We start from the raw sequence: 20,236 nt of genomic DNA, 5'->3' as shown, positions 1-20,236 counted from the left end.
CCGGGCCGAGAAGCGACGATCATGGTCTCAGGGGAGTCCGCCGGCCTCCCCGTGTCCGCCGTCGCGCGGGCAGGACCCCCACCCGCCGGCGCGCCGGACGATCCGCCCCCGCGGAGGACCGCCCGGAGCACGCCCTCCTCCCGCCGCTCGACCCCGCGAAGTCGCTCAGCGCGCGGTGTGTATGGTGTGCATCGAAGAAAGGACGCCCCTTGGCTGAAGGCAAGAAGCTCGTCATCGTGGAGTCGCCCACGAAGATGCGTTCGATCCAGAGCTACCTCGGCGACGAGTACGAGGTCCTCAGCTCGGTCGGCCACATCCGCGACCTCGCGGATAAGCGCGACATCCCCGAGAAGGACCGCGCGAAGTTCGGGAAGTACTCGATCGACGTCGACGGCGGCTTCGCTCCCTACTACGTCGTGAGCGATCGCAAGACGAAGACCGTCGCGGAGCTCAAGCGCGCCCTGAAGGGAGCGAGCGAGCTCCTGCTCGCGACTGATGAGGACCGCGAGGGAGAGGCCATCGCCTGGCATCTGCTCGAGACGCTCAAGCCCAAGGTCCCCGTCAAGCGCATGGTCTTCCACGAGATCACGAAGGATGCGATCCAGAAGGCCGTCGAGTCCACCCGCGAGCTCGACACGTCCCTCGTCGACGCGCAGGAGACGCGTCGCGTCCTCGACCGCCTCTACGGATGGGACGTCTCGCCCGTGCTGTGGCGCAAGGTCGGCTCCGGCAGCTCCGGCCAGGCGCTCAGCGCGGGACGCGTGCAGTCCGCGGCGACGCGCATGGTCGTCGAGCGCGAGCGCGAGCGAATGGCCTTCGTCTCCGCCGAGTACTGGTCCATCGCCGCGCTCGCCGCCCGCCAGGCGGAGTCCTTCTCGATCCGCCTCGCGCGCGTCGACGGCGCCCCCCTCGCCGCCGGCCGCGACTTCGACGACAGGGGACAGCTGACCAAGCCCGTCGTCGTCCTCGACGAGAAGCGGGCGACGACGCTCGCCCAGGCGATCGACGAGGCCGGATCCGCGACCGTCACCAAGGTCGAGTCGAAGCCGGGCACGAGGCGCCCCTACGCGCCCTTCACCACCTCCACGCTCCAGCAGGAGGCGGGGCGCAAGCTCGGGATGACCGCCAAGGTCACGATGTCGGTCGCCCAGAGCCTCTACGAGCGCGGATACATCACCTATATGCGCACCGACTCGACCAACCTCAGCGCGCAGGCCGTGCAGGCCGCGCGCTCGCAGGCGGTCGCGCTCTACGGCGACAGGGCCGTGCCGGCGAAGCCGCGCATGTACGCCTCCAAGTCGAAGAACGCGCAGGAGGCGCACGAGGCGATCCGCCCGTCGGGCGACTCGTTCCGCACGCCCAAGGAGGTCAAGGGGCAGCTGGGACGCGACGAGCTGCGCATGTACGAGCTCATCTGGAAGCGCACGATCGCCAGCCAGATGTCCGACGCGAAGCTCGAGACGACGACGGTGACGCTCGCCGCCGACGCCGGATCGGAGTCGCTCGAGTTCGTCGCCTCCGGAACCGTCTACACGTTCAAGGGCTTCCTCGAGGCGTACGAGGAGTCGACCGACGAGAAGCGCCACAAGAACGACGAGGACCAGAACCAGCAGCTCCCGCAGGTCGCCGAAGGCGACGTCCTCGACGTGCGCGAGGCCGAGGCGAAGGCGCACGCGACGTCCCCGAAGCCCCGCTACACCGAGGCCAGCCTCGTCAAGGCGCTCGAGGAGCGCGGCATCGGCAGGCCCTCGACCTTCGCGAGCATCATCGGCGTCATCCTCGACCGCGGATACGTGTCCAAGCGGGGCCAGGCCCTCGTGCCGACGTGGCTCGCGTTCAGCGTCGTCCGCCTGCTCGAGCAGCACTTCGCCGAGCTCGTCGACTACGACTTCACCGCTGAGCTGGAGGAGGACCTCGACCGCATCGCCCGGGGTGAGGAGAACCGCTCCGACTGGCTGAAGTCCTTCTACTTCGGCGGCGACGGGCACCCCGGGCTGCGCAACATCGTCGACAACCTCGGGGAGATCGACGCGCGCGAGCTCAACGCGACCCGCATCACCGACACCGCGACCCTGCGCTTCGGCAAGTACGGCCCCTACCTCGAGGTCGTCGATCCGGAGGCGGCCGAGGACGCCGATCCGCGTCGCATCAACGTCCCCGAGGAGCTCGCCCCCGACGAGCTCACGCCCGAGAAGGTGCAGGAGCTCATCGACGCCCCCGTCGCGGGCAACCGCGTGCTCGGGGAGAACCCCGACAGCGGGAAGGTCGTCGTCGTGAAGGACGGCCGGTTCGGTCCCTACCTCGAGGAGCAGGAGCCCGAGGACGAGGCGGCCGCGGATCCGGCGACGGGCGAGATCGTCGAGGAGAAGCCGAAGAAGACCGCGAAGAAGGCGGCGGCGCCCAAGCCGCGTCGCGCCTCGCTGTTCAAGAGCATGTCGCCCGAGACGATCGACCTCGACACGGCCCTGAAGCTCCTGAGCCTCCCGCGCGTGGTCGGCGTCGACCCCGAGTCCGGCGACGAGATCACGGCGCAGAACGGGCGCTACGGCCCCTACCTGAAGAAGGGCGCCGACTCGCGGTCGCTCGAGGCCGAGCAGCAGATCTTCGACATCACGCTCGACGAGGCGCTCGAGGTCTACAAGAAGCCGAAGTACGGCGCGCGCCGGCAGGCGACCGCTCTCAAGGAGTTCGCCGAGGATCCCGCGAGCGGCAAGCCGATCAAGGTGAGGGACGGCCGCTTCGGGCCGTACGTCACCGACGGCGAGACCAACGCGACGATCCCGCGCGGCGAGAGCGTCGACGACGTCACCTTCGAGCGCGCCGTGCAGCTCCTCGCCGACAAGCGCGCGAAGGGGCCGGCCAAGAAGCGCACGACGACGCGCAGGACGACGACCGCGAAGAAGAAGAAATGACCCCCGCCGCGCCGCGCGGACTCTGGATCACCTTCGAAGGCGGCGACGGCTCGGGCAAGACCACGCAGGCCGAGCGGTTGCGGGACGAGCTCGAGGCGCGCGGCAGGCGCGTCGTGCGCACCCGCGAGCCGGGGGGCACCGAGGTGGGCGCGACGCTGCGCGAGCTCGTGCTGCACCACCGCGGCGATCTCGGTCCTCGCGCGGAGGCGCTGCTGTTCGCCGCCGACCGCGCCCACCACGTCGCGTCGACGGTGCGCCCCGCGCTCGAGCGGGGGGATGTCGTCATCCAGGACCGCTACCTCGACTCCTCCGTCGCCTACCAGGGCGCGGCGCGCGCGCTCGGCGCGAGCGAGGTGCGCGACCTGTCGCTCTGGGCGGTCGAGGGGGCGCTCCCCGACCTCACGGTGCTGCTCGACCTCGATCCCGCCGAGGCGCGGCGGCGGCTCGACGCCGACGACAAGCCCTTCGACCGGCTCGAGACCGAGCGCGCCGAGTTCCACGAGCGGGTGCGCCGCGCCTACCTCGACCTCTCGCAGGCCGAGCCCGACCGCTTCCTCGTGATCGACGCGACGCTGCCGCCCGACGAGATCGCGGCGCGGATCCTCGCCGAGGTCCGGCGTCGGATGCCCTCGTTAGGCTGAGAGGCATGACGACCACCGAGGCGCCCGCCGTGCCGTGGGGCGACGTGCTGGGGCAGGAGCAGGCGGTCGCGACCCTCCGCGCGGCCGCGGGAGACCCCGCCCAGCTCGCGCACGGCTGGCTCATCACCGGCCCGCCGGGATCGGGGCGATCCACGCTCGCGCTCGCGTTCGCCGCGGCGCTCATCGCCGACGGCCCGCATGACGAGCAGACCATGCGGCAGGTGCTCGCGGGCACCCACCCCGACCTCACGCGGCTGCGCACCGAGGGCGTCATCATCACCATCAGGCAGGCGCGCGAGATCGTCGAGCGCTCCTACTACGCCCCGTCGACGGGGCGATACCGCGTCATCGTCGTCGAAGACGCCGACCGCATGACCGAGCGCACCTCGAACGTGCTGCTGAAGGCGCTCGAGGAGCCGCCGGAGCAGACCATCTGGGTGCTGTGCGCGCCGAGCGACGCCGACCTGCTCCCCACGATCCGCTCGAGGGTGCGGGTGCTCCGCCTGCGCGAGCTCGAGGTGGACGACGTCGCGCGGCTCCTCGTCGAGCGCACCGGCGTCGACCCCGCGCTCGCCGAGCAGGCGGCGCGGCACGCGCAGCGGCACATCGGGATGGCGCAGCGGCTCGCCACCGACGAGGCCTCCCGCGAACGGCGCGACCGCACCCTCCGCGACGTGCTGCGGGCGCGCGGCATCTCCGACGCCGTCGAGGTGGCCGGGCGCATCGTGCAGGCGGCGAACGACGACGCCAAGGCGCTCACCGCGGAGCGCGACGAAGCCGAGAGGGAGGCGCTCCTGCGCACGCTCGGCATCGACGACGGCGGGCGCGTGCCGCCCGCCGTGCGCTCTCAGCTCAACGCGCTGAAGGAGGACCAGGAGCGACGCGCCAAGCGCAGCGTGCGCGACGGCCTCGACCGCGTGCTCACTGATCTGCTCTCCCTGTACCGCGACGTGCTCATGCTGCAGATGGGGCACGGCGCGCCGCTCATCAACGCCGAGCTCTCCGACGAGCTGCGGGCGCTCGCCTCCGGGTGGGAGGCGACCCGCACGCTGTCCGTGCTCGACGATCTGGCCCGCACGCGCGGGCTGCTCGACCAGAACGCGCAGCCGACGCTGGCGCTCGAGAGCCTGCTCATCACGATCACCAGCGGAAGGACCCCATGACCGCTCGCCGTCGTCCGCGCGGCGTCGCGCGCGCCCTCGTCGCCCTCGTCGGCGTCGGGGCGATCGCCGCCTCGCTCGCCGCCTGCACGAACCCGCTCTCGCCCGTCGCGGGAGGCCGCTTCGCTCCGGCGGAGGAGCCGCAGCCCGTCACCGACGGCGTTCCGGACGAGCTGCTGCCGTTCTACGACCAGCAGCCCGAGTGGGGCGCGTGCGACGACGCGGAGGGCGAGGTCGACCTGCAGTGCGCGACGATCGAGGCGCCCCTCGACTGGCACGACCCGCAGGCCGGCGAGATCGAGCTCGCCGTCGTCCGACCGGCCGACCTGCCCGCCGATCCGGTGGGCTCGCTGCTCGTCAACCCCGGCGGCCCCGGCGGATCCGGGGTCGACTACGTCGCGCAGTCGCTGCAGTACGACGGCATCAGCGAAGAGCTGCTCGGCAGCTTCCGCGTGGTCGGCTTCGACCCGCGGGGCGTCGGCGACTCGACGGCCGTCGAATGCCTGGGCGCCGACGAGATGGACGAGTTCCTGTACGGGATCCCCGCCGGCGCCCGCGGCTCCGACGAGTGGGACGAGAGCGTCGACGCCGCGAACGCCGTGTTCGCGGAGGCATGCGACGAGAACTCCGGCGACCTCCTCGAGGTCATCACCACCGAGCAGTCGGCGCGCGACATGGATCTGCTGCGCGCCGTGCTCGGCGACGAGCAGCTCCACTACCTCGGATACTCGTACGGCACGTTCCTCGGCGCCACGTACGCCGAGCTGTTCCCCGATCGGGCCGGCCGCCTCGTGCTCGACGGCGCCCTCGACCCGTCGGCCCCCGCGAGCGAGGTCGGATCGGCGCAGGCGGCCGGATTCGAGGCATCCCTGCGCGCCTACCTCGAGAGCTGTCTCGGCGGGTCCGCCTGCCCGTTCCGCGGCACCGCCGACCAGGCGCTGGGCGAGCTCAGCGCCCTGCTCGCGGAAACCGACGCGCGCCCGATGCCCACCGCCGACGGCCGCGAGCTCGGCGGCGACGCGCTCATGACCGGGATCCTCGCGGCCCTCTACTCGACCGAGAACTGGCCGATCCTCACCGAGGGGCTCGCCGGCGCCCTCGAGGGCGACCCGTCGACGATGATGTTCCTCGCCGACTTCTACAACGGCCGCGAGCCCGACGGCACCTACGGAGACAACAGCACGGAGGCGTTTCACGCCTACAACTGCATGGACTACCCGCCCGAGGACGACGACGTGTGGGAGGACATCGAGGAGCGCATGCAGGGCGACGCCGCCACCCTCTGGGAGTACATGGTCGGGCCCGATCTGTGCGAGCACTGGGCCTTCCCGCCGAGCGGCGAGCGGGAGCCGATCACCGCGGAGGGCGCCGCGCCGATCCTCGTCGTGGGCACGACGGGCGACCCGGCGACCCCGTTCGCCTGGGCCGAGGCGCTCGCCGACCAGCTCTCGAGCGGCGTGCTCCTCGCCTACGAGGGGGAGGGCCACACGGCCTACGGAGGCGGCGACGCCTGCGTCGACGGCGCGGTCGAGAGCTTCCTCATCGACGGCGAGGTGCCGGAGGACGGGCTCACCTGCGGGGGAGACTGAACGCGCCACGCCCGGCCGGCTCGCGCGATTTAGCTCGCCAGATGGATGTGTGTAAGATTGGTGATCGTGCCGGAGACGGTGCGGAACGCCACCTTAGCTCAGTCGGCAGAGCGATTCACTCGTAATGAATAGGTCGTCGGTTCGATTCCGACAGGTGGCTCCACGAAGCCCCCGAGATCATGCGGATCTCGGGGGCTTTTCATTTCCTGCCCGTCGCGACGATGGGCAAACGATGGGCAAGCCTCGCCACCACGGCCCCTGGCGATGGACTTCGCCAAGGCTCGGGGCGTGCCGGGGCGGCCCCAGCCACGGCTCTCGCGGTGAACACGGCGCGCGATTGCCACGTGGGAATCGGGCCGCGCTCTAGGGTGGGTTCATGACGGAGGACGGCGTGCGGGCGACGATGCGCGACGTGGCGGCGCTCGCGGGCGTATCGACGAAGACGGTCTCGAACGTGGTGACGGGCGCGGCGAACGTGCGCCCCGGTACGCGGGAGCGGGTCGAGGCCGCCATGGCGCGCCTCGACTTCGTGCCGAACCTCAGCGCACGCGGCCTGCGCAGCGGGCGTTCGGGCGTCATCGCGCTGGCGCTGCCCGCGCTCGACACCCCGTACTCGTCCGAGCTGCTGCACGCGATCGTCGAGGCGGCGCACCGCCGCGGGCTCTCCGTGCAGATCGAGGAGACGGCGACGGAGCCGAAGCGCGAGCGCGATCTGCTCGCACGCGCCAGGGCTCAGCTCGTCGACGGGCTGGTGCTCAACCCCGTGCGCCTCGAGGACAGCGTCGTGGCCCAGGCCGACCGGCTGCCGCCGATCGTGATGATCGGCGAGGTGGAGGCGCCGGGCGCCGACCACGTGCGCGTCGACAGCGTCGGCGCGGCGGCCGAGGCGACGCGGCACGTCATCGCGCAGGGCGCGCGCCGCGTCGCGGTGCTCGGCGGCGACCTCGAGAACCCCCGGGCCACGGCGACGTCCCGCCTCCGCCTGCGGGGCGTCACCGAGGCGCTCAGCGACGCGGGTCTGCCGTTCGACCCGGCCCGCGCGATCGATCCGGAGCAGTGGACGCTCGAGGCGTCCGAGCGCGCCGTCCGCGCGCTTCTCGACCGCGGCGCGGCGTTCGACGCGCTCGTCGCGTTCACGGACACGCTCGCGATGGGGGCGCTGAGGGCGCTCTCCGCTCACGGCGTCGACGTGCCGCGCGACGTGCTGCTGACGGGCTTCGACGACGTGCAGCTCTCGCGCTTCACGACGCCGTCGCTCACGACGATCGCCTTCGATCTCGTCGACTTCTCCGAAGCGGTGATGGATCTCCTCGTCAGCCGCATGGGAGACCGCGACGCTCCGCCGCGCTCGATCACGCTGCCGCACCGCCTCGTCGTCCGCGAGAGCACCCGCGCCGTGCCGCGCGGGTCCGCGCCCGCCTGATCCGCCGAGCCCGCGCGTCGCGATGGCTCTTGCGCCCCGATTACATCGATGTAATCATGGCCGCATCGAGATCCCGGGCGCACGATGCGGCCGGAGCGTCACAAGGGAGTGACATGACACCACCGCTTCAGCTGTCCCGGAGACAGCTCTTCGCCGGAGCCGCCGCGGCGGCCGGCGCCGCGATGCTCGCCGGCTGCGCGCCGACGGCGCGATCGGGTCCGGAGACCCTCCAGTTCTGGCATCTGCTCTCGGGAGGCGACGGCGTGACGATGTCGGGTCTGCTCGACGACGTCAACCGGGCGCAGGGCGACTTCCGCGTGCGCCCCACCGTGCTGGCCTGGGGCACGCCCTATTACAGGAAGCTCGCGATGGCGGGCGCCGGCGGACGGGCTCCCGACGTGGCGGTGATGCACGCGACCCGCGTTCCCGGCTGGGCCCCCGGCGGCCTCCTCGACCCCTGGGACCTCGACCGGCTCGCGGAGCTCGGCGTCGACGCGTCGTCCCTCCCCGGGCCCGTCTGGGAGCAGGGTCTGGTCGGCGATCGGCTGTTCAGCCTCGCCCTCGACGCGCACCCCTTCGTGCTCATGTACAACACCGACATCTGCGCCGCCGCCGGGGTGCTCGACGCCGAGGGGCGCCTCGTCCCCGTGTCCTCTCCCGACGAGTTCATCGAGATGCTCGAGGCGGTGGCCGGAGCGGCGCCCGACAACGGGCTCTCCTACGGATACCTCGGCGACGCCGCTCAGCTGTGGCGCCTGTTCTACACGCTCTACCCGCAGCACGGATCCCCGATGGCGTTCCCCGAGGGAGGCACGGCGGAGATCGACGCGGGCGCCGCTGTCGACTCGCTCGCGTTCATGCAGCGGCTCGTCGACGGCTCGGTCGCCGCGACGCAGGCCGACTACCAGTCGGCCATCGCCGAGTTCGCCACCGGACGCAGCGGCATGCTGCTGACCGGCGTGTGGGAGCTGCGCACGATGCAGGACGCGGGCATCCCGTTCGACGCGACGATGATCCCGACGCTGTTCGGCACGCCGTCGGTCTACGCCGACTCGCACTCGTTCGTGCTCCCGCACCAGAAGCGGCCGGACGCCGCGCGGCGCGACCTCGTCCACCGCTTCGCGGCCGACATGCTCCAGGGATCCTTCGGCTGGGCCGAAGCGGGGCACATCCCGGCCTATCTGCCCGTCACCCAGTCGCCGGCATACGCGGAGCTCGTGCCGCAGGCCCACTACGCGGAGGCCGCCGAACACATCGCCTACGACCCGTCCGCCTGGTTCACCGGCTCCGGGTCGAACTTCCAGGGAGACTTCGCCGCGGCCGCGCAGAACGTCCTGCTCCGTGGCGCGGATCCCGGCGCGGCCGTCGCCGCCTTCGAACGCCGCGTCAACGCGCTGCTCGCGCAGGCGAACCCGGCCGATCCGGACGGGAGCAGGTCATGAGCCTCGACGCGCCCGCCGACACCGCCAGCACGCGGTCGATCGTCACGGGCGGACGGGCGCCCCGCCGCAGCGTCCTCGCGGGCGCCCGCGGCGACCGGGTGGCGAGCTGGCTGTTCCTCGCGCCGTTCCTCCTCGCGTTCGCGCTGTTCCTCGTCTGGCCGATCCTGCACGGCATCCTCCTCAGCTTCACCGACCAGTCGCTCACGGGCGCGGGCGGCGGCTTCGTCGGGTTCGCGAACTACGCGGAGGCGCTGAGCGACGGGCATATGTGGCGGTCGCTCGGCAACACCGTCTGGTTCACGATCCTCTCGACCGTCCCTCTCGTGGCGCTCGCCCTCGTCATGGCGCTGCTCGTCGACCGCGGCCTTCCCGGCCAGTGGCTCTGGCGCCTGTCGTTCTTCATGCCGTACCTGCTCGCCTCCACGGTGATCTCGCAGATCTGGGTGTGGATCTTCAACCCGCAGATCGGCGCCGCGAACGCCGTGCTCGAGTTCTTCGGGATGGAGCCGCTCGCCTGGCTGCAGGACCCCGGCGTCAACATGTTCGCGATCGTCATCGCGACCGTGTGGTGGACGGTCGGATTCAACTTCCTGCTGTACCTCGCGGCGCTCCAGAACATCCCGCAGCACCAGTACGAGGCGGCGGCGATCGACGGAGCGGGCGCATGGCGGCAGCTCGGCTCGATCACGCTCCCGCAGCTCGGGCCGACGACGATGCTCGTCGTGCTGCTGCAGGTGCTCGCCTCCCTCAAGCTGTTCGACCAGGCGTACCAGATGCTCGGGGGCGTCTCGAGCGACACGACCCGCTCGATCGTGCAGCACATCTACGAAGCCGGCTTCGTCGGCTACCGGTTCGGCTATTCCGCCGCCATCTCGTATGTGTTCTTCGTCCTGATCGTCATCGTCGGAGCGGCGCAGACCGTTCTCGCGAACCGCCGACGGAAGGAGCGGCGATGACCGCCCTGCCCACGACCCGCACGCTCGTCGTCCCGGGGGAGCGCCGCCGGATTCGGGCCAGGCGCCCGGGGGAGAGGCCCTTCGGCATCTCGCGGATCCTCGCGTTCGCGGTGCTCGCGCTCCTCGCGGCGAGCTGGCTGCTGCCCTTCCTCTGGGCGGTCGCGACCGCGTTCAAGACCGAGACCGACGCCGCCTCGGGAGATCCGGGGTGGATCGGGGCGAGCGGACCGACCACCGAGGCGTTCACGGCGATCCTCTCCCAGGGGAACGTCTGGATCTGGGCGCTCAACAGCCTCTGGACGTCCGCGGCGACCACCGCGCTCACCCTCGCGATCTCGGCGCTCGCCGCCTACGCGTTCTCCCGGCTCGACTTCCGCGGACGGCGCTGGCTGTTCGTCGCGGTCATCGCGTCGATCGTCGTGCCGCCGCAGGTGCTCATCATCCCCCTGTTCTACGAGATGCTCGCGTTCGACCTGATCGACACGCACTGGGGCCTGATCCTGCCGCAGGTGGTGCAGCCGGCGATGGTCTTCATCCTCAAGCGGTTCTTCGACGCCGTGCCGATCGAGCTCGAGGAGGCGGCGCGGATGGACGGCGCGAGCCGCCTGCGGGTGTTCTGGTCGATCGTGCTCCCGCTGTCCCGGCCGATCCTCGCGTCGGTCGCGATCTTCGTGTTCATCACCACCTGGAACAACTTCCTCTGGCCGTTCCTCGTGATCAACGACACGACCCTCATGACGCTGCCGGTCGGGCTGCAGACCGTCATCAGCGCCTACGGCGTGCAGTACGCGCAGGTGATGGCGCAGGCGGTCCTCGCCGCGCTGCCGCTCATCGTCGTCTTCATCGTCTTCCAGAAGCAGATCGTCAAGGGCGTCGCCACCAGCGGCCTCGGCGGTCAGTGACCAGAACGCTCGCGAAAGGAAACCCGACAGGACATGACTCACGCCAGGATCACCATCGACCGCGACTTCCAGGTGGCCGACGTGCCGCACCGCCTCTTCGGCTCGTTCGTCGAGCACATGGGGCGCTGCGTCTACACGGGCATCTTCGAGCCGGGGCATCCGACGGCCGACGAGAGGGGGTTCCGCGCCGACGTGCTGGAGCTCGTGCGCGAGATGGGCCCGACCGTCGTGCGCTATCCGGGCGGCAACTTCGTCTCGGGGTACCGCTGGGAGGACGGCGTCGGCCCCGTCGACGAGCGCCCCGTGCGCATCGACGGCGCGTGGCACACGATCGAGACCAACGCGTTCGGCCTGCACGAGTTCGTCGACTGGGCGCGCGCCGCCGACGTGGAGGTGATGGAGGCCATCAACCTCGGCACCCGGGGCGTCGAGGAGGCGCGAGCCCTCGTCGAGTACGCCAACCATCCGGGAGGCACCCACTGGTCGGATCTGCGCCGCCGCAACGGAGCCGAGGATCCCTTCGGCATCCGACTGTGGTGCCTCGGCAACGAGCTCGACGGGCCGTGGCAGATCGGCCACAAGACGGCTCACGAGTACGGGCGACTCGCTCAGGAGGCGGCGAAGGCGATGAAGCTCGTCGACCCGTCCATCGAGCTCGTCGCGGTCGGCTCGTCGAACCGCCAGATGCCCACCTTCGGATCCTGGGAGCACACGGTGCTCACGCACGCCTACGACGAGGTCGACTACATCTCGATGCACGCCTACTACCAGGAGCACGACGGCGACGTCCGCTCCTTCCTCGCCGAGGCGGTCGACATGGACGAGTTCATCGACGGCGTCGTCGCGACGATCGACGCGGTGAAGGCGGCGGGAGGGCACCGGAAGCAGGTGGACATCTCGTTCGACGAGTGGAACGTCTGGTACCAGACGGGGCTCGACACCGACGACCAGCCCCATCGCGTGCAGGAGTCGTGGCGCACCCACCCGCGGCTCATCGAGGACGCGTACTCGGTCACCGACGCCGTCGTGGTCGGCACCTTCCTGCACAGCCTGCTGCGGCACGGGGACCGCGTGCGGATCGCGAACCAGGCGCAGCTCGTGAACGTCATCGCGCCGATCCGCTCCGAGGAGGGAGGGCCCGCCTGGCGGCAGGCCTCGTTCTGGCCGTTCGCGCGCATGTCCCGGATGGCCAGGGGCCGGATCCTCCGCCTGGCGGTGTCGTCGTCGACGGCCCCCACGAAGCGCTACGGCGATGTCGACGAGGTCGACGCCGTCGCGACGTGGGACGAGGAGCGCGGCAGGCTCGCCCTGTTCCTCGCCAATCGGTCGCTCGAGGATGACGCGGACGTCGCGATCGACCTGCACGGCCTCGCGGCGCGCGCGCTCCTCTCGGCGGAGGTGCTCGCCGTGCCCGAGGGGGGCGACCGGCACAGCGCGAACACGCTCGATGCGCCGGATCGGGTGGGCCTGCGCTCGCTGGAGCGGGTGGGGATCGAGGACGGCGCGGTGCGCCTGACCCTGCCGCCGCTGTCCTGGTCGGCCGTGGAGGTCGAGGTGACGCGGAGCTGAGGTCCGTGCGCCGCGGATCCCCGCCCCGGGATCCGCGGCGGCGCCTCAGCCGGGGAACCGGCTGACGAATGCCTCCGGGTCGATGAGAGCGCGGGGCGCGCGCTCGCGGTCGGGCCGCCCGCCGACATAGAGCCAGCCGAGCAGCCTCTCGCCCTCGGCGAGGCCGTGCGCGCGGGCGATCGCGGGCTCGCGGACGAAGCCGCCGGTGCGCCAGATGACGCCCCACCCGGCCTCGTCGAGCAGCAGGCTCAGCAGGTGGGCGACGCCGGAGGCCACGGCCTCCTGCTCCCACTCGGGCACCTTCCGGCTGGGCTTCGGGCTCGAGACGACCGCGATGAGCAGCGGCGCGCGCAGCGGCTTCGACGACGGCTTCTCGCCCGTCGCCTCGCCGATCGCGCGGCCGAGAGCCGCGCGGTCGGCGCCGCGCAGCTCGATGAGCCGCCACGGGGCGAGGCTCGAGTGATCGGCGACGCGGCCCGCCGCCTGCACCAGCTCGAGCAGCTCCTCGCGGGTCGGCGCGTCGTCGGTCACCTTCGACCAGGATCGCCGTCGCCGGGCGGCCTCGAGGGCGGACATCAGGCGATCGCCCGGACGCGCAGGGAGGGGAGCACTCGATGCATGCGCACAGCGTACCGCCCGGAGGGGCCGGCGTCCGGAGGGGTCCGGGCACCGGCCCGCGCGCGGTCAGGCGCGGGCCACCTCGCGGGCGAAGCCCGTCACGCGCTCGCGCATCTGCGCGATGCGCTCCTGGCGGGCGGCCTCGACGTCGAAGCCCGTGTAGGCCATCCGCGGCGTCCGGCGCGCATTGGCGTTGCACTCGAACGCGGCGCAGACGTACGTGGCGACGGTGTCGCCGCGCCGACCGGCCGCACCGGCGCGCTTGGCGCCGAACAGCACGACGGGGTTCGGCAGGTACACGTCGTTGCACAGCGCGCACAGCGTGCGGCCGCGGGGCGAGGCGTGCGTCTGCGAGAGCATCAGGCCGACGGGTTCGTCGTCGACGATCGCGACGACGTATCCGACGAGCGGGAGCTTCGGATCGCGCCAGCCGAGGAAGTCGATCCGATCCCAGTCGACGAGGTCGAGGTCGGGAAGGACGATGCTCTTGCGCTCGCGCACGGAGACATTGGCGAAGGACGCCCGGATGAGGGCGGCATCGAGGGGACGCATGGTGAGGGTCTCTCTGTAGCAGATGGGTCGATGAGGGAGCGCGCCCCGAGGGCGCGCGAAGGAGCGGGCGGTCAGGCCCGTGCGGTCGCCGACGCAGAGCGCGTCGACGGCCTCCTCTCTCCCCGCAGGGATCCTCGATCCATCACGGGGTCGATCGTACCCCTTGCCTGCAGAGGATGGGGCCGCACGGCCCCGGACGGCGCACACGGCGATAGCGTGGAGATGTTCCCCCGAACCCCAGCGGAAGGAGTCGCGGATGTCGCGCGTTCTCATCATCGGCGGTCACGGCAAGGTGGCACTGCGCCTCGCCCCTCTTCTCAAGGCGCGCGGCGACGAGGTCGTCAGCGTGATCCGCGACCCCGCCCACGAGGGCGACGTCGCCGCGACGGGCGCCATTCCTCTCGTCGCCGACGTCGAGCGCCTCGGCGCCGACGCCCTGGCGGCGCTCTTCGCCGGGCGCGACGCGATCGTGTGGTCGGCGGGCGCCGGCGGCGGCGATGCCGCGCGCACCTACGCCGTCGACCGCGACGCCGCGATCCGGTCGATCGACGCGGCCGTCTCGGCGGGCGTCGACCGCTACGTCATGGTGTCGTACCTCGGGGCGGGCCCCGACCACGGCGTGCCCGAGACCGATTCGTTCTTCCCCTACGCCGACGCGAAGTCGGCGGCCGACGCGCACCTGCGCGAGAGCGGGCTCGACTGGACGATCCTCGGGCCGGGGCCGCTCACGCTCGACGAGCCGACGGGGCGCATCGAGACGGTCGACCCCGGCCGCGGCCAGGTCCCGCGCGCCGACGTCGCGGCGGTCGCCGCCGCCGTGCTGGCCGACGACTCGACGATCCGGCGCACGATCCGCTTCGGCACGGGCGAGGTGCCGATCGCGGACGCCATCCGGGGCTGACGCGAGGCGTCTCGCGACGTACCCTCGGGGCATGGCACACGCGCTTCTCATCGTCGACCTCCAGAACGACTTCACGGAGGACGGGGCGCTCGCGGTGGCCGGAGGAGATGCCGTCGCCGCGCGCGTGACCCGGTTCCTCGCGACCACCGCCGAGCAGTACCGGGCGATCATCGCCTCGCGCGACTGGCACGAGCCCGACAGCGACAACGGCGGCCACATCAGCGACGATCCGGACTGGACGGACACCTGGCCGCCGCACTGCATCGCGGGCACGGCGGGATCCGAGTACGACCCGTGGTTCGACGCCGGCGCCGTCACGCACCACGTGAAGAAGGGGCAGGGCGTGCCCGCCTACTCGATGTTCGAGGGCACGGCCGACGACGGCCGCGCCGTCGCCGAGATCCTGACCGCCTCCGGCATCGACCGCGTCGACGTCGTGGGCCTCGCGACCGATCACTGCGTCCGGGCGACGGCGCTCGACGCGCTCGCGCTCGGGCAGCGCGTGCGGATCCTCACCGACCTCGTGGCCGGGGTGGGGGAGGAGACGAGCGAGGCGGCCCTCGCCGAGCTCGCGCACGGCGGCGCGGAGCTCGCCGCGTCCGGCCTGGCCGACTGACGGCGGCCCTCGGCCGTCGACGCGCCGTTAGGCTGGCTCGATGGCGACGACCGAGATCACCCAGGACACGCTGAACGACACGATCCAGAAGGGCGGCATCGTGCTGCTCGACTTCTGGGCGGAATGGTGCGGCCCGTGCCGCAGCTTCGCACCCGTCTTCGAACAGGCCTCCGAGACGCACGACGACATCGTGTTCGGGAAGGTCGACACGGAGGCGCAGCAGGAGCTCGCGGCGGCCTTCCAGATCACGTCCATCCCGACGCTCATGGCCTTCCGCGACGGCGTCCTCGTCTTCGCGCAGCCCGGGGCCCTGCCCGCGCCGCAGCTCGAGCAGCTCGTCACGGCCGTGCGCGACCTCGACATGGACGAGGTGCGCCAGAAGATCGCCGAGCAGAAGGCGCAGAGCGCCGAGGCCTGAGCGCGACGGCGCCTCAGGGCGCACGACGACGGCGCCGGAGGAAGCGGGGGAACTCGCTCTCTCCGGCGCCGTCGTCGTGCGTTCGTCAGCCCTTGACCGAGCCCGACATCAGGCCGCCGACGAAGTACTTCCCGAGCAGGATGTACACGATCAGCGGCGGGAACGAGGCGAGCAGCGCGCCCGCCATCGAGACGCCGTAGTTCTGCAGCATCGCGCCGTTGGCCAGGTTGTTCAGCGCGAGCGTGACGGGGCCGTTCTGGCTCGACGCGAAGAACACGGCGAACAGGAAGTCGTTCCACGCGTTCGTGAACTGCCAGATGAGCACGACCACGAAGCTCGGGATCGAGATCGGCAGGATCACCGACCAGTACGTGCGCAGCATGCCCGCGCCGTCGACGCGCGCTGCCTCGACGAGCTCGTGGGGCACGGTCTCGTAGTAGTTGCGGAAGATGAGCGTCGTGATCGGGATGCCGTAGACCACGTGCAGCAGGATCAGCGAGGGAACGCCGCTCGGGATCCCCGCCCCGATCATCAGCTGCGACAGCGGGATCATCACCGCCTGGTACGGGATGAACATGCCGAACAGGATGCAGGCGAACACGATGTTCGCCCCGCGGAACGACCAGCGCGACAGCACGTAGCCGTTGAGGGATCCGAGGACAGACGAGATGATCGCCGACGGGATGACGATCGCGAACGAGCGCATCATCGAGGGCCACAGCGCCGTGAAGGCCGCCTGCCAGTTCTCGAGGGTCCACGTCTCGGGCAGCGCCCACGCGCGGGTCGGCGCCGCGTCTCCCGTGCCCTTGAAGCTCGTGACGAGCAGCACGTAGACGGGGATGAGGACGATGATGACCGAGAGGATCGCGACCGCGTAGCGCGCGGTGCGCCATGCGCTGCGCTTCGCCCGGTCGCTGCCGACGACGGGGGAGGGCGCGGGGGCCGCGCCCTTGGTCGTGATGAGGGCCGTGGTGCTCATCGGCTCCGCTCCTTCCGGTTGGTCGCCCAGAGGTAGGGGATGATGACGACGGCGACGATCACGAGCAGCACGGTTCCGACCGCGGCCGCGTTGGCGTAGTCGAAGCTGCTCTTGAACACGAACATGTCGACTGCCGGGACCTTCGTCTGGTAGTTCGCCGGCTTCGAGATCGACATGATGAGGTCGAACGACTTCAGCGACATGTGGCCGATGATGACGAGCGCCGACAGCGCCACGGGGGCGAGCTGCGGGAACAGCACGTACCGGTAGAGCTGCCACTCCGACGCGCCGTCCATGCGCGCGGCCTCGCGCAGCTCGTCGGGGATCCCGCGGAAGCCCGCGAGGAAGAGCGCCATGACGTAGCCGGCCAGCTGCCAGATGGCGGGCAGCGCGATCGCGATGATGCCGAACGTGATGTTGTTCCACCACGGGTTCTGCAGCGCGTCGAGCCCGATCATCTGGAACAGCCGGTTGAGCCCGGACGCGCTCTCGCCCTCGTTGCTGTTCAGCAGCCAGCGCCAGACGACACCGCTCGCGACGAACGAGACGGCCATCGGGAACAGGTAGATCGCCCGGAAGAACCCCTCGCCCTTGGCGGGACGCTCGAGGATCCATGCCCACATGAAGCCCATGAGCATCGCGCCCCCGAGGAACACCGCGGTGAACAGCAGCAGGTTGATGAGCGAGTGCTGGAAGTCGTCGGTGGCGAGCAGCGCGATGTAGTTGTCGAGCCAGACGAGCACCGTGGGCTGCTGCCCCGTGGCCTGCCCGGCCGTGTGGTTGTCGGTGATCGAGGTGTAGAAGTTCGCGGCGATGAGGCCGTAGACGAACACCACGAGCAGGATGAGCGACGGCGCGAGCATCAGCAGCGGCGGGCCGGCTTTGCGGATCCCCTTCATCGGGTGGTCCCCCTCTCCTCAGACGGCTCCGGGGCGGCTGATGCTGCCGCCCCGGAGCCCCTGTCGAATCGTGTCACTCGCCCGCAGCGGCGGCGAGCTCTTCCTGGTAGGTCGCGAGGTCGCTCGCGCCCGTCGTGAACTTGCTCGTCGCGTCGGAGATCTGGTTCAGCACCGCGACGGGCGTCGCCGCGCCGTGAGCGAGCGAGGAGACGATCGTGTCGTTCGCGAACGACTCGATGGCCGTCTGCTGGTACTCCGCGAAGTCGCTCGTGTCGGCGTCCGTGCGGGCGGGGATGGATCCCTTCGCCTGGTTGAACGCCGTCTGGCCCTCGGCCGATCCGACGGTCTCGAGCCACGCCTTCGCCCCGTCGGGGCTCGGGGCGCCCACCGGCAGCACGAAGCTGTCGGCGAGGAAGTCGAACACGCCGTCGGTGCCGGGCACCGGGAAGAAGGTGTAGTCGGTGCCGGGCTCGAGACCCGCCTCGGCGAACGAGGCCTCGGCCCAGTCGCCCATGACGTTGAACGCGGCCTGGCCGTCGATGACCTGCTGCGTCGCGTCGGGCCAGTCGAGGCCGTCGCGGTCGCCGTTCGTGAAGCCCATGAGCGTCTCGAAGTCCTCGAGGGCGGCGGTCACGTCGGATCCCGCCCAGTCGGTGTCGCCCGACCAGAGGCCCTCGTAGGCCTCGGGGCCGAGCTCGGCCAGCAGCACGGTCTCGAGCAGGTTCACCTGGGTCCAGGTGGTCGCGACCGACAGCGGGGTCTTGCCGGTCTCCTCGACCGCCTCGAGCGCCGTGATCCACTCGTCGATCGACGAGTACTCGGCGTCGGCATCGAGACCGGCCTCCTCGAGCACCGACGGGTTGGCCCAGACGACGTTCGCGCGGTGGATGTTCGCGGGGATCGAGTAGATCGCGCCGTCGACCGTGAGGCGGTCGATGAGGTCGGCGGGGAAGGCGTCGGTCAGACCGAACTCGTCGTAGAGATCGGAGATGTCCTCGATCTGCGCGGCGTCGATGTAGTCCTGCAGCTCCGCGCCCGCGTGGGCCTGGAACGTGTCGGGCGGGTCGCCCGCCTGCAGGCGCGACTGCAGCAGGTCCTTCGCCGCGGATCCGGCGCCGCCCGCGACCGCGCCGTTGACGAACTCCACGTCGGGGTGCTGCTCGTCGAAGACCTCGACGAGGGCGTCGAGACCGGCCTTCTCGGTGCCGGCGGCCCACCAGGTGAACACCTCCACCTTGTCGCCGCCACCGCCGCCGTCTCCGCCGGTGCCGCCCCCGTCGCCGGAGCACGACGCGAGGGTGAGGGTCAGGGCCGCGGCAGCGGCCGCGACCGAAAGAATACGGGTTCTCTTCATGGGATTGTCTCCACCTTCATCGACTGGAGCGGGGGTGCTCGGGATGGCCCTGTCGGGCCTGCGGCGGGCGGTGCCTCGCCGGCGCTCAGTCATTGAACACCCGGGTTCGGTCGGATGTCCAACGGTTTCGTCCGCCGGGGCGGACAACGTGATGTGCTCGAGATGTTCCTCTCTTCCGACGGTTCTCATGGTGTGGTCCACCCCGCCGAGGACTCGCGCGCGACGAGCTTCATCGGCAGTTCGATGCGCTCCGCGGGGCGGGCGCCGTTCGCGAGGGGGGAGACGGCGAGCTGCGCGGCCCGACGGCCCAGCGCCTCGACGTCGCCCGCCACGACGGTGATGCCGAGCACGCCGCCCCACTCGATGTCATCGAAGGAGACGACGGCGGGTCGCTCGGCGGCGGGGATCCCGCGCAGGTGCTCCAGCAGGCCGAGCAGCGCGCGGTTGTTCCCCGCGATGATCGCGGTGGGGGGATCGGGCAGCGCGAGCAGCTCGGCGGCGCTCGCCCTGGCGGTCTGAGCGTCGTGCGCGTCGCCGCGGATCAGCTCGCGCCGCCCGGAGGCGACGGGCGGATCCGACAGGACGTCCTCGATGCCGGCGAGGCGCTCGCGCGAGGTATGCAGCCAGCTGTAGTCGCTGATCACGGCGATGCGGGAGTGCCCTGCGTCGCGCAGGTGCCGGGCGGCGATGCGCCCGCCTTCGCGGTTGTCGAACAGCACCGAGTCGGCGTCGAGCCCCACGGCGGGGCGGTCGACGAAGACGACGGGGATCCCCCGAGAACGGAGGGCGCCGTATGCGGCGTGGTCGTGGAGCGCGGAGACGACGATGAGCGCGCGGGTCTGCCGGTCGGCGAGGTCGCACGCCGTGCGCCACTCCTGCTCGGACGATTCGCGGGAGTTCGCGACCGAGAGCTGGATGCCGTGCGGCCGGAGCTCGTCCTCGATCGCCCGCGCGAGCGCCGAATAGAACGGGTTCGTGACGTCGCCCGTGACGAGGACGATCGTGTCGGCGAGACGGCCGCTGGCGAGGAGGCTCGCCGCGGTGTTGCGCTGATAGCCGAGCTCGTGGGCGGCGGCGAGCACGCGGTCGCGGGTCGCCTCGCTCACGTACGACTCGCCGCCGAGAGCCCGCGAGGCCGTCTTCAGGCTGACGCCGGCGCGCTCGGCGACGCGCGCGAGCGTGACCCGCGTCGTCGGTGGTTCGGTCTCCGCCGCCATGGCACTCCTTCGTCCGCGGCTCGTGCGCGGCCCCGGGGAAGGGCTTCCCCGGCGACGCCGCGCGTGGTAGCGTCCCTCGCATCATATG

At 71.4% G+C, this 20,236-nt stretch carries 18 protein-coding genes and 1 tRNA gene; 13 read left to right on the top strand and 6 right to left on the bottom strand.

Annotation, left to right across the window (positions count from 1 at the left end; all coding sequences use genetic code 11):
• Positions 1-209: 209 nt before the first annotated feature.
• The 10 genes from topA (at position 210) to NHL53_RS11325 (ending at position 12,594) form a co-directional block, all read left to right on the top strand.
• The gene (topA, locus tag NHL53_RS11370) at positions 210-2,912 is read left to right on the top strand and encodes a type I DNA topoisomerase (RefSeq protein WP_433776980.1); all 2,703 of its coding nucleotides are present in this window, start codon (positions 210-212) and stop codon (positions 2,910-2,912) included.
• Positions 2,909-3,553 (top strand): dTMP kinase, encoded by a 645-nt coding sequence (gene tmk, locus NHL53_RS11365; protein ID WP_433776979.1) that lies wholly within the window; start codon positions 2,909-2,911, stop codon positions 3,551-3,553. Before topA ends, tmk begins: the two co-directional genes overlap by 4 nt.
• Positions 3,554-3,558: 5 nt before the next feature.
• Positions 3,559-4,716: a DNA polymerase III subunit delta' gene (locus tag NHL53_RS11360; protein ID WP_433776978.1), complete on the top strand. Its 1,158-nt coding sequence runs from the start codon at positions 3,559-3,561 to the stop codon at positions 4,714-4,716.
• Complete coding sequence (locus tag NHL53_RS11355; protein ID WP_433776977.1) at positions 4,713-6,302, top strand: alpha/beta hydrolase; 1,590 nt, start codon at positions 4,713-4,715, stop codon at positions 6,300-6,302. Before NHL53_RS11360 ends, NHL53_RS11355 begins: the two co-directional genes overlap by 4 nt.
• Before the next feature lie 87 nt (positions 6,303-6,389).
• Positions 6,390-6,465: transfer RNA gene (locus NHL53_RS11350), tRNA-Thr, on the top strand.
• Between the two features lie 213 nt (positions 6,466-6,678).
• Positions 6,679-7,725 carry a LacI family DNA-binding transcriptional regulator gene (locus NHL53_RS11345; RefSeq protein WP_433776976.1) on the top strand — a complete coding sequence of 349 codons (1,047 nt, stop codon included), beginning with the start codon at positions 6,679-6,681 and terminating at the stop codon, positions 7,723-7,725.
• A gap of 113 nt (positions 7,726-7,838) precedes the next feature.
• Positions 7,839-9,167, top strand: coding sequence for an extracellular solute-binding protein (locus NHL53_RS11340; RefSeq protein ID WP_433776975.1), 1,329 nt, complete (start codon positions 7,839-7,841; stop codon positions 9,165-9,167).
• Positions 9,164-10,123, top strand: coding sequence for a carbohydrate ABC transporter permease (locus NHL53_RS11335; protein ID WP_433776974.1), 960 nt, complete (start codon positions 9,164-9,166; stop codon positions 10,121-10,123). The genes NHL53_RS11340 and NHL53_RS11335 overlap by 4 nt, the downstream gene beginning before the upstream one ends.
• Positions 10,120-11,025, top strand: coding sequence for a carbohydrate ABC transporter permease (locus tag NHL53_RS11330; RefSeq protein WP_433776973.1), 906 nt, complete (start codon positions 10,120-10,122; stop codon positions 11,023-11,025). Before NHL53_RS11335 ends, NHL53_RS11330 begins: the two co-directional genes overlap by 4 nt.
• 33 nt (positions 11,026-11,058) lie before the next feature.
• Complete coding sequence (locus NHL53_RS11325) at positions 11,059-12,594, top strand: alpha-N-arabinofuranosidase (RefSeq protein ID WP_433776972.1); 1,536 nt, start codon at positions 11,059-11,061, stop codon at positions 12,592-12,594.
• A gap of 45 nt (positions 12,595-12,639) precedes the next feature.
• Here the strand turns inward: NHL53_RS11325 and NHL53_RS11320 are convergent, their stop codons facing one another.
• Both NHL53_RS11320 and NHL53_RS11315 read right to left on the bottom strand, forming a co-directional pair.
• Positions 12,640-13,170 carry a nitroreductase family protein gene (locus tag NHL53_RS11320; RefSeq protein ID WP_433776971.1) on the bottom strand — a complete coding sequence of 177 codons (531 nt, stop codon included), beginning with the start codon at positions 13,168-13,170 and terminating at the stop codon, positions 12,640-12,642.
• Between the two features lie 108 nt (positions 13,171-13,278).
• Entirely contained in the window at positions 13,279-13,764 is a 486-nt protein-coding gene (locus NHL53_RS11315) for an FBP domain-containing protein (RefSeq protein ID WP_433776970.1), read from the bottom strand.
• Positions 13,765-14,020: 256 nt separating this feature from the next.
• Here NHL53_RS11315 and NHL53_RS11310 point away from each other — a divergent pair, with 256 nt between their 5' ends.
• The 3 genes from NHL53_RS11310 to trxA are packed head-to-tail and all read left to right on the top strand — an operon-like array spanning position 14,021 to position 15,699.
• The gene (locus tag NHL53_RS11310) at positions 14,021-14,665 is read left to right on the top strand and encodes an SDR family oxidoreductase (protein ID WP_433776969.1); all 645 of its coding nucleotides are present in this window, start codon (positions 14,021-14,023) and stop codon (positions 14,663-14,665) included.
• A gap of 31 nt (positions 14,666-14,696) precedes the next feature.
• A complete protein-coding gene (locus NHL53_RS11305; RefSeq protein WP_433776968.1) occupies positions 14,697-15,281 on the top strand; it encodes an isochorismatase family protein in 585 nt (194 codons plus the stop codon).
• 40 nt (positions 15,282-15,321) lie between these two features.
• Positions 15,322-15,699, top strand: a complete 378-nt coding sequence (trxA, locus tag NHL53_RS11300; RefSeq protein ID WP_433776967.1) for a thioredoxin — start codon at positions 15,322-15,324, stop codon at positions 15,697-15,699.
• 85 nt (positions 15,700-15,784) lie between these two features.
• Here the strand turns inward: trxA and NHL53_RS11295 are convergent, their stop codons facing one another.
• The 4 genes from NHL53_RS11295 to NHL53_RS11280 form a co-directional block, all read right to left on the bottom strand.
• A complete protein-coding gene (locus tag NHL53_RS11295; protein WP_433776966.1) occupies positions 15,785-16,678 on the bottom strand; it encodes a carbohydrate ABC transporter permease in 894 nt (297 codons plus the stop codon).
• The gene (locus tag NHL53_RS11290) at positions 16,675-17,577 is read right to left on the bottom strand and encodes a carbohydrate ABC transporter permease (protein ID WP_433776965.1); all 903 of its coding nucleotides are present in this window, start codon (positions 17,575-17,577) and stop codon (positions 16,675-16,677) included. Before NHL53_RS11290 ends, NHL53_RS11295 begins: the two co-directional genes overlap by 4 nt.
• A 73-nt stretch (positions 17,578-17,650) precedes the next feature.
• On the bottom strand, positions 17,651-18,931 hold the full coding sequence (locus NHL53_RS11285) for an ABC transporter substrate-binding protein (RefSeq protein ID WP_433776964.1): 1,281 nt from the start codon (positions 18,929-18,931) through the stop codon (positions 17,651-17,653).
• A gap of 185 nt (positions 18,932-19,116) precedes the next feature.
• Positions 19,117-20,148, bottom strand: coding sequence for a LacI family DNA-binding transcriptional regulator (locus tag NHL53_RS11280; RefSeq protein WP_433776963.1), 1,032 nt, complete (start codon positions 20,146-20,148; stop codon positions 19,117-19,119).
• Between the last annotated feature and the right edge of the window lie 88 nt (positions 20,149-20,236).

It is taken from the genome of Microbacterium sp. gxy059 (genome assembly GCF_050958665.1).
Taxonomy (GTDB): Bacteria; Actinomycetota; Actinomycetes; order Actinomycetales; family Microbacteriaceae; genus Microbacterium.
This window is presented reverse-complemented; position numbering and strand designations above follow the sequence as displayed.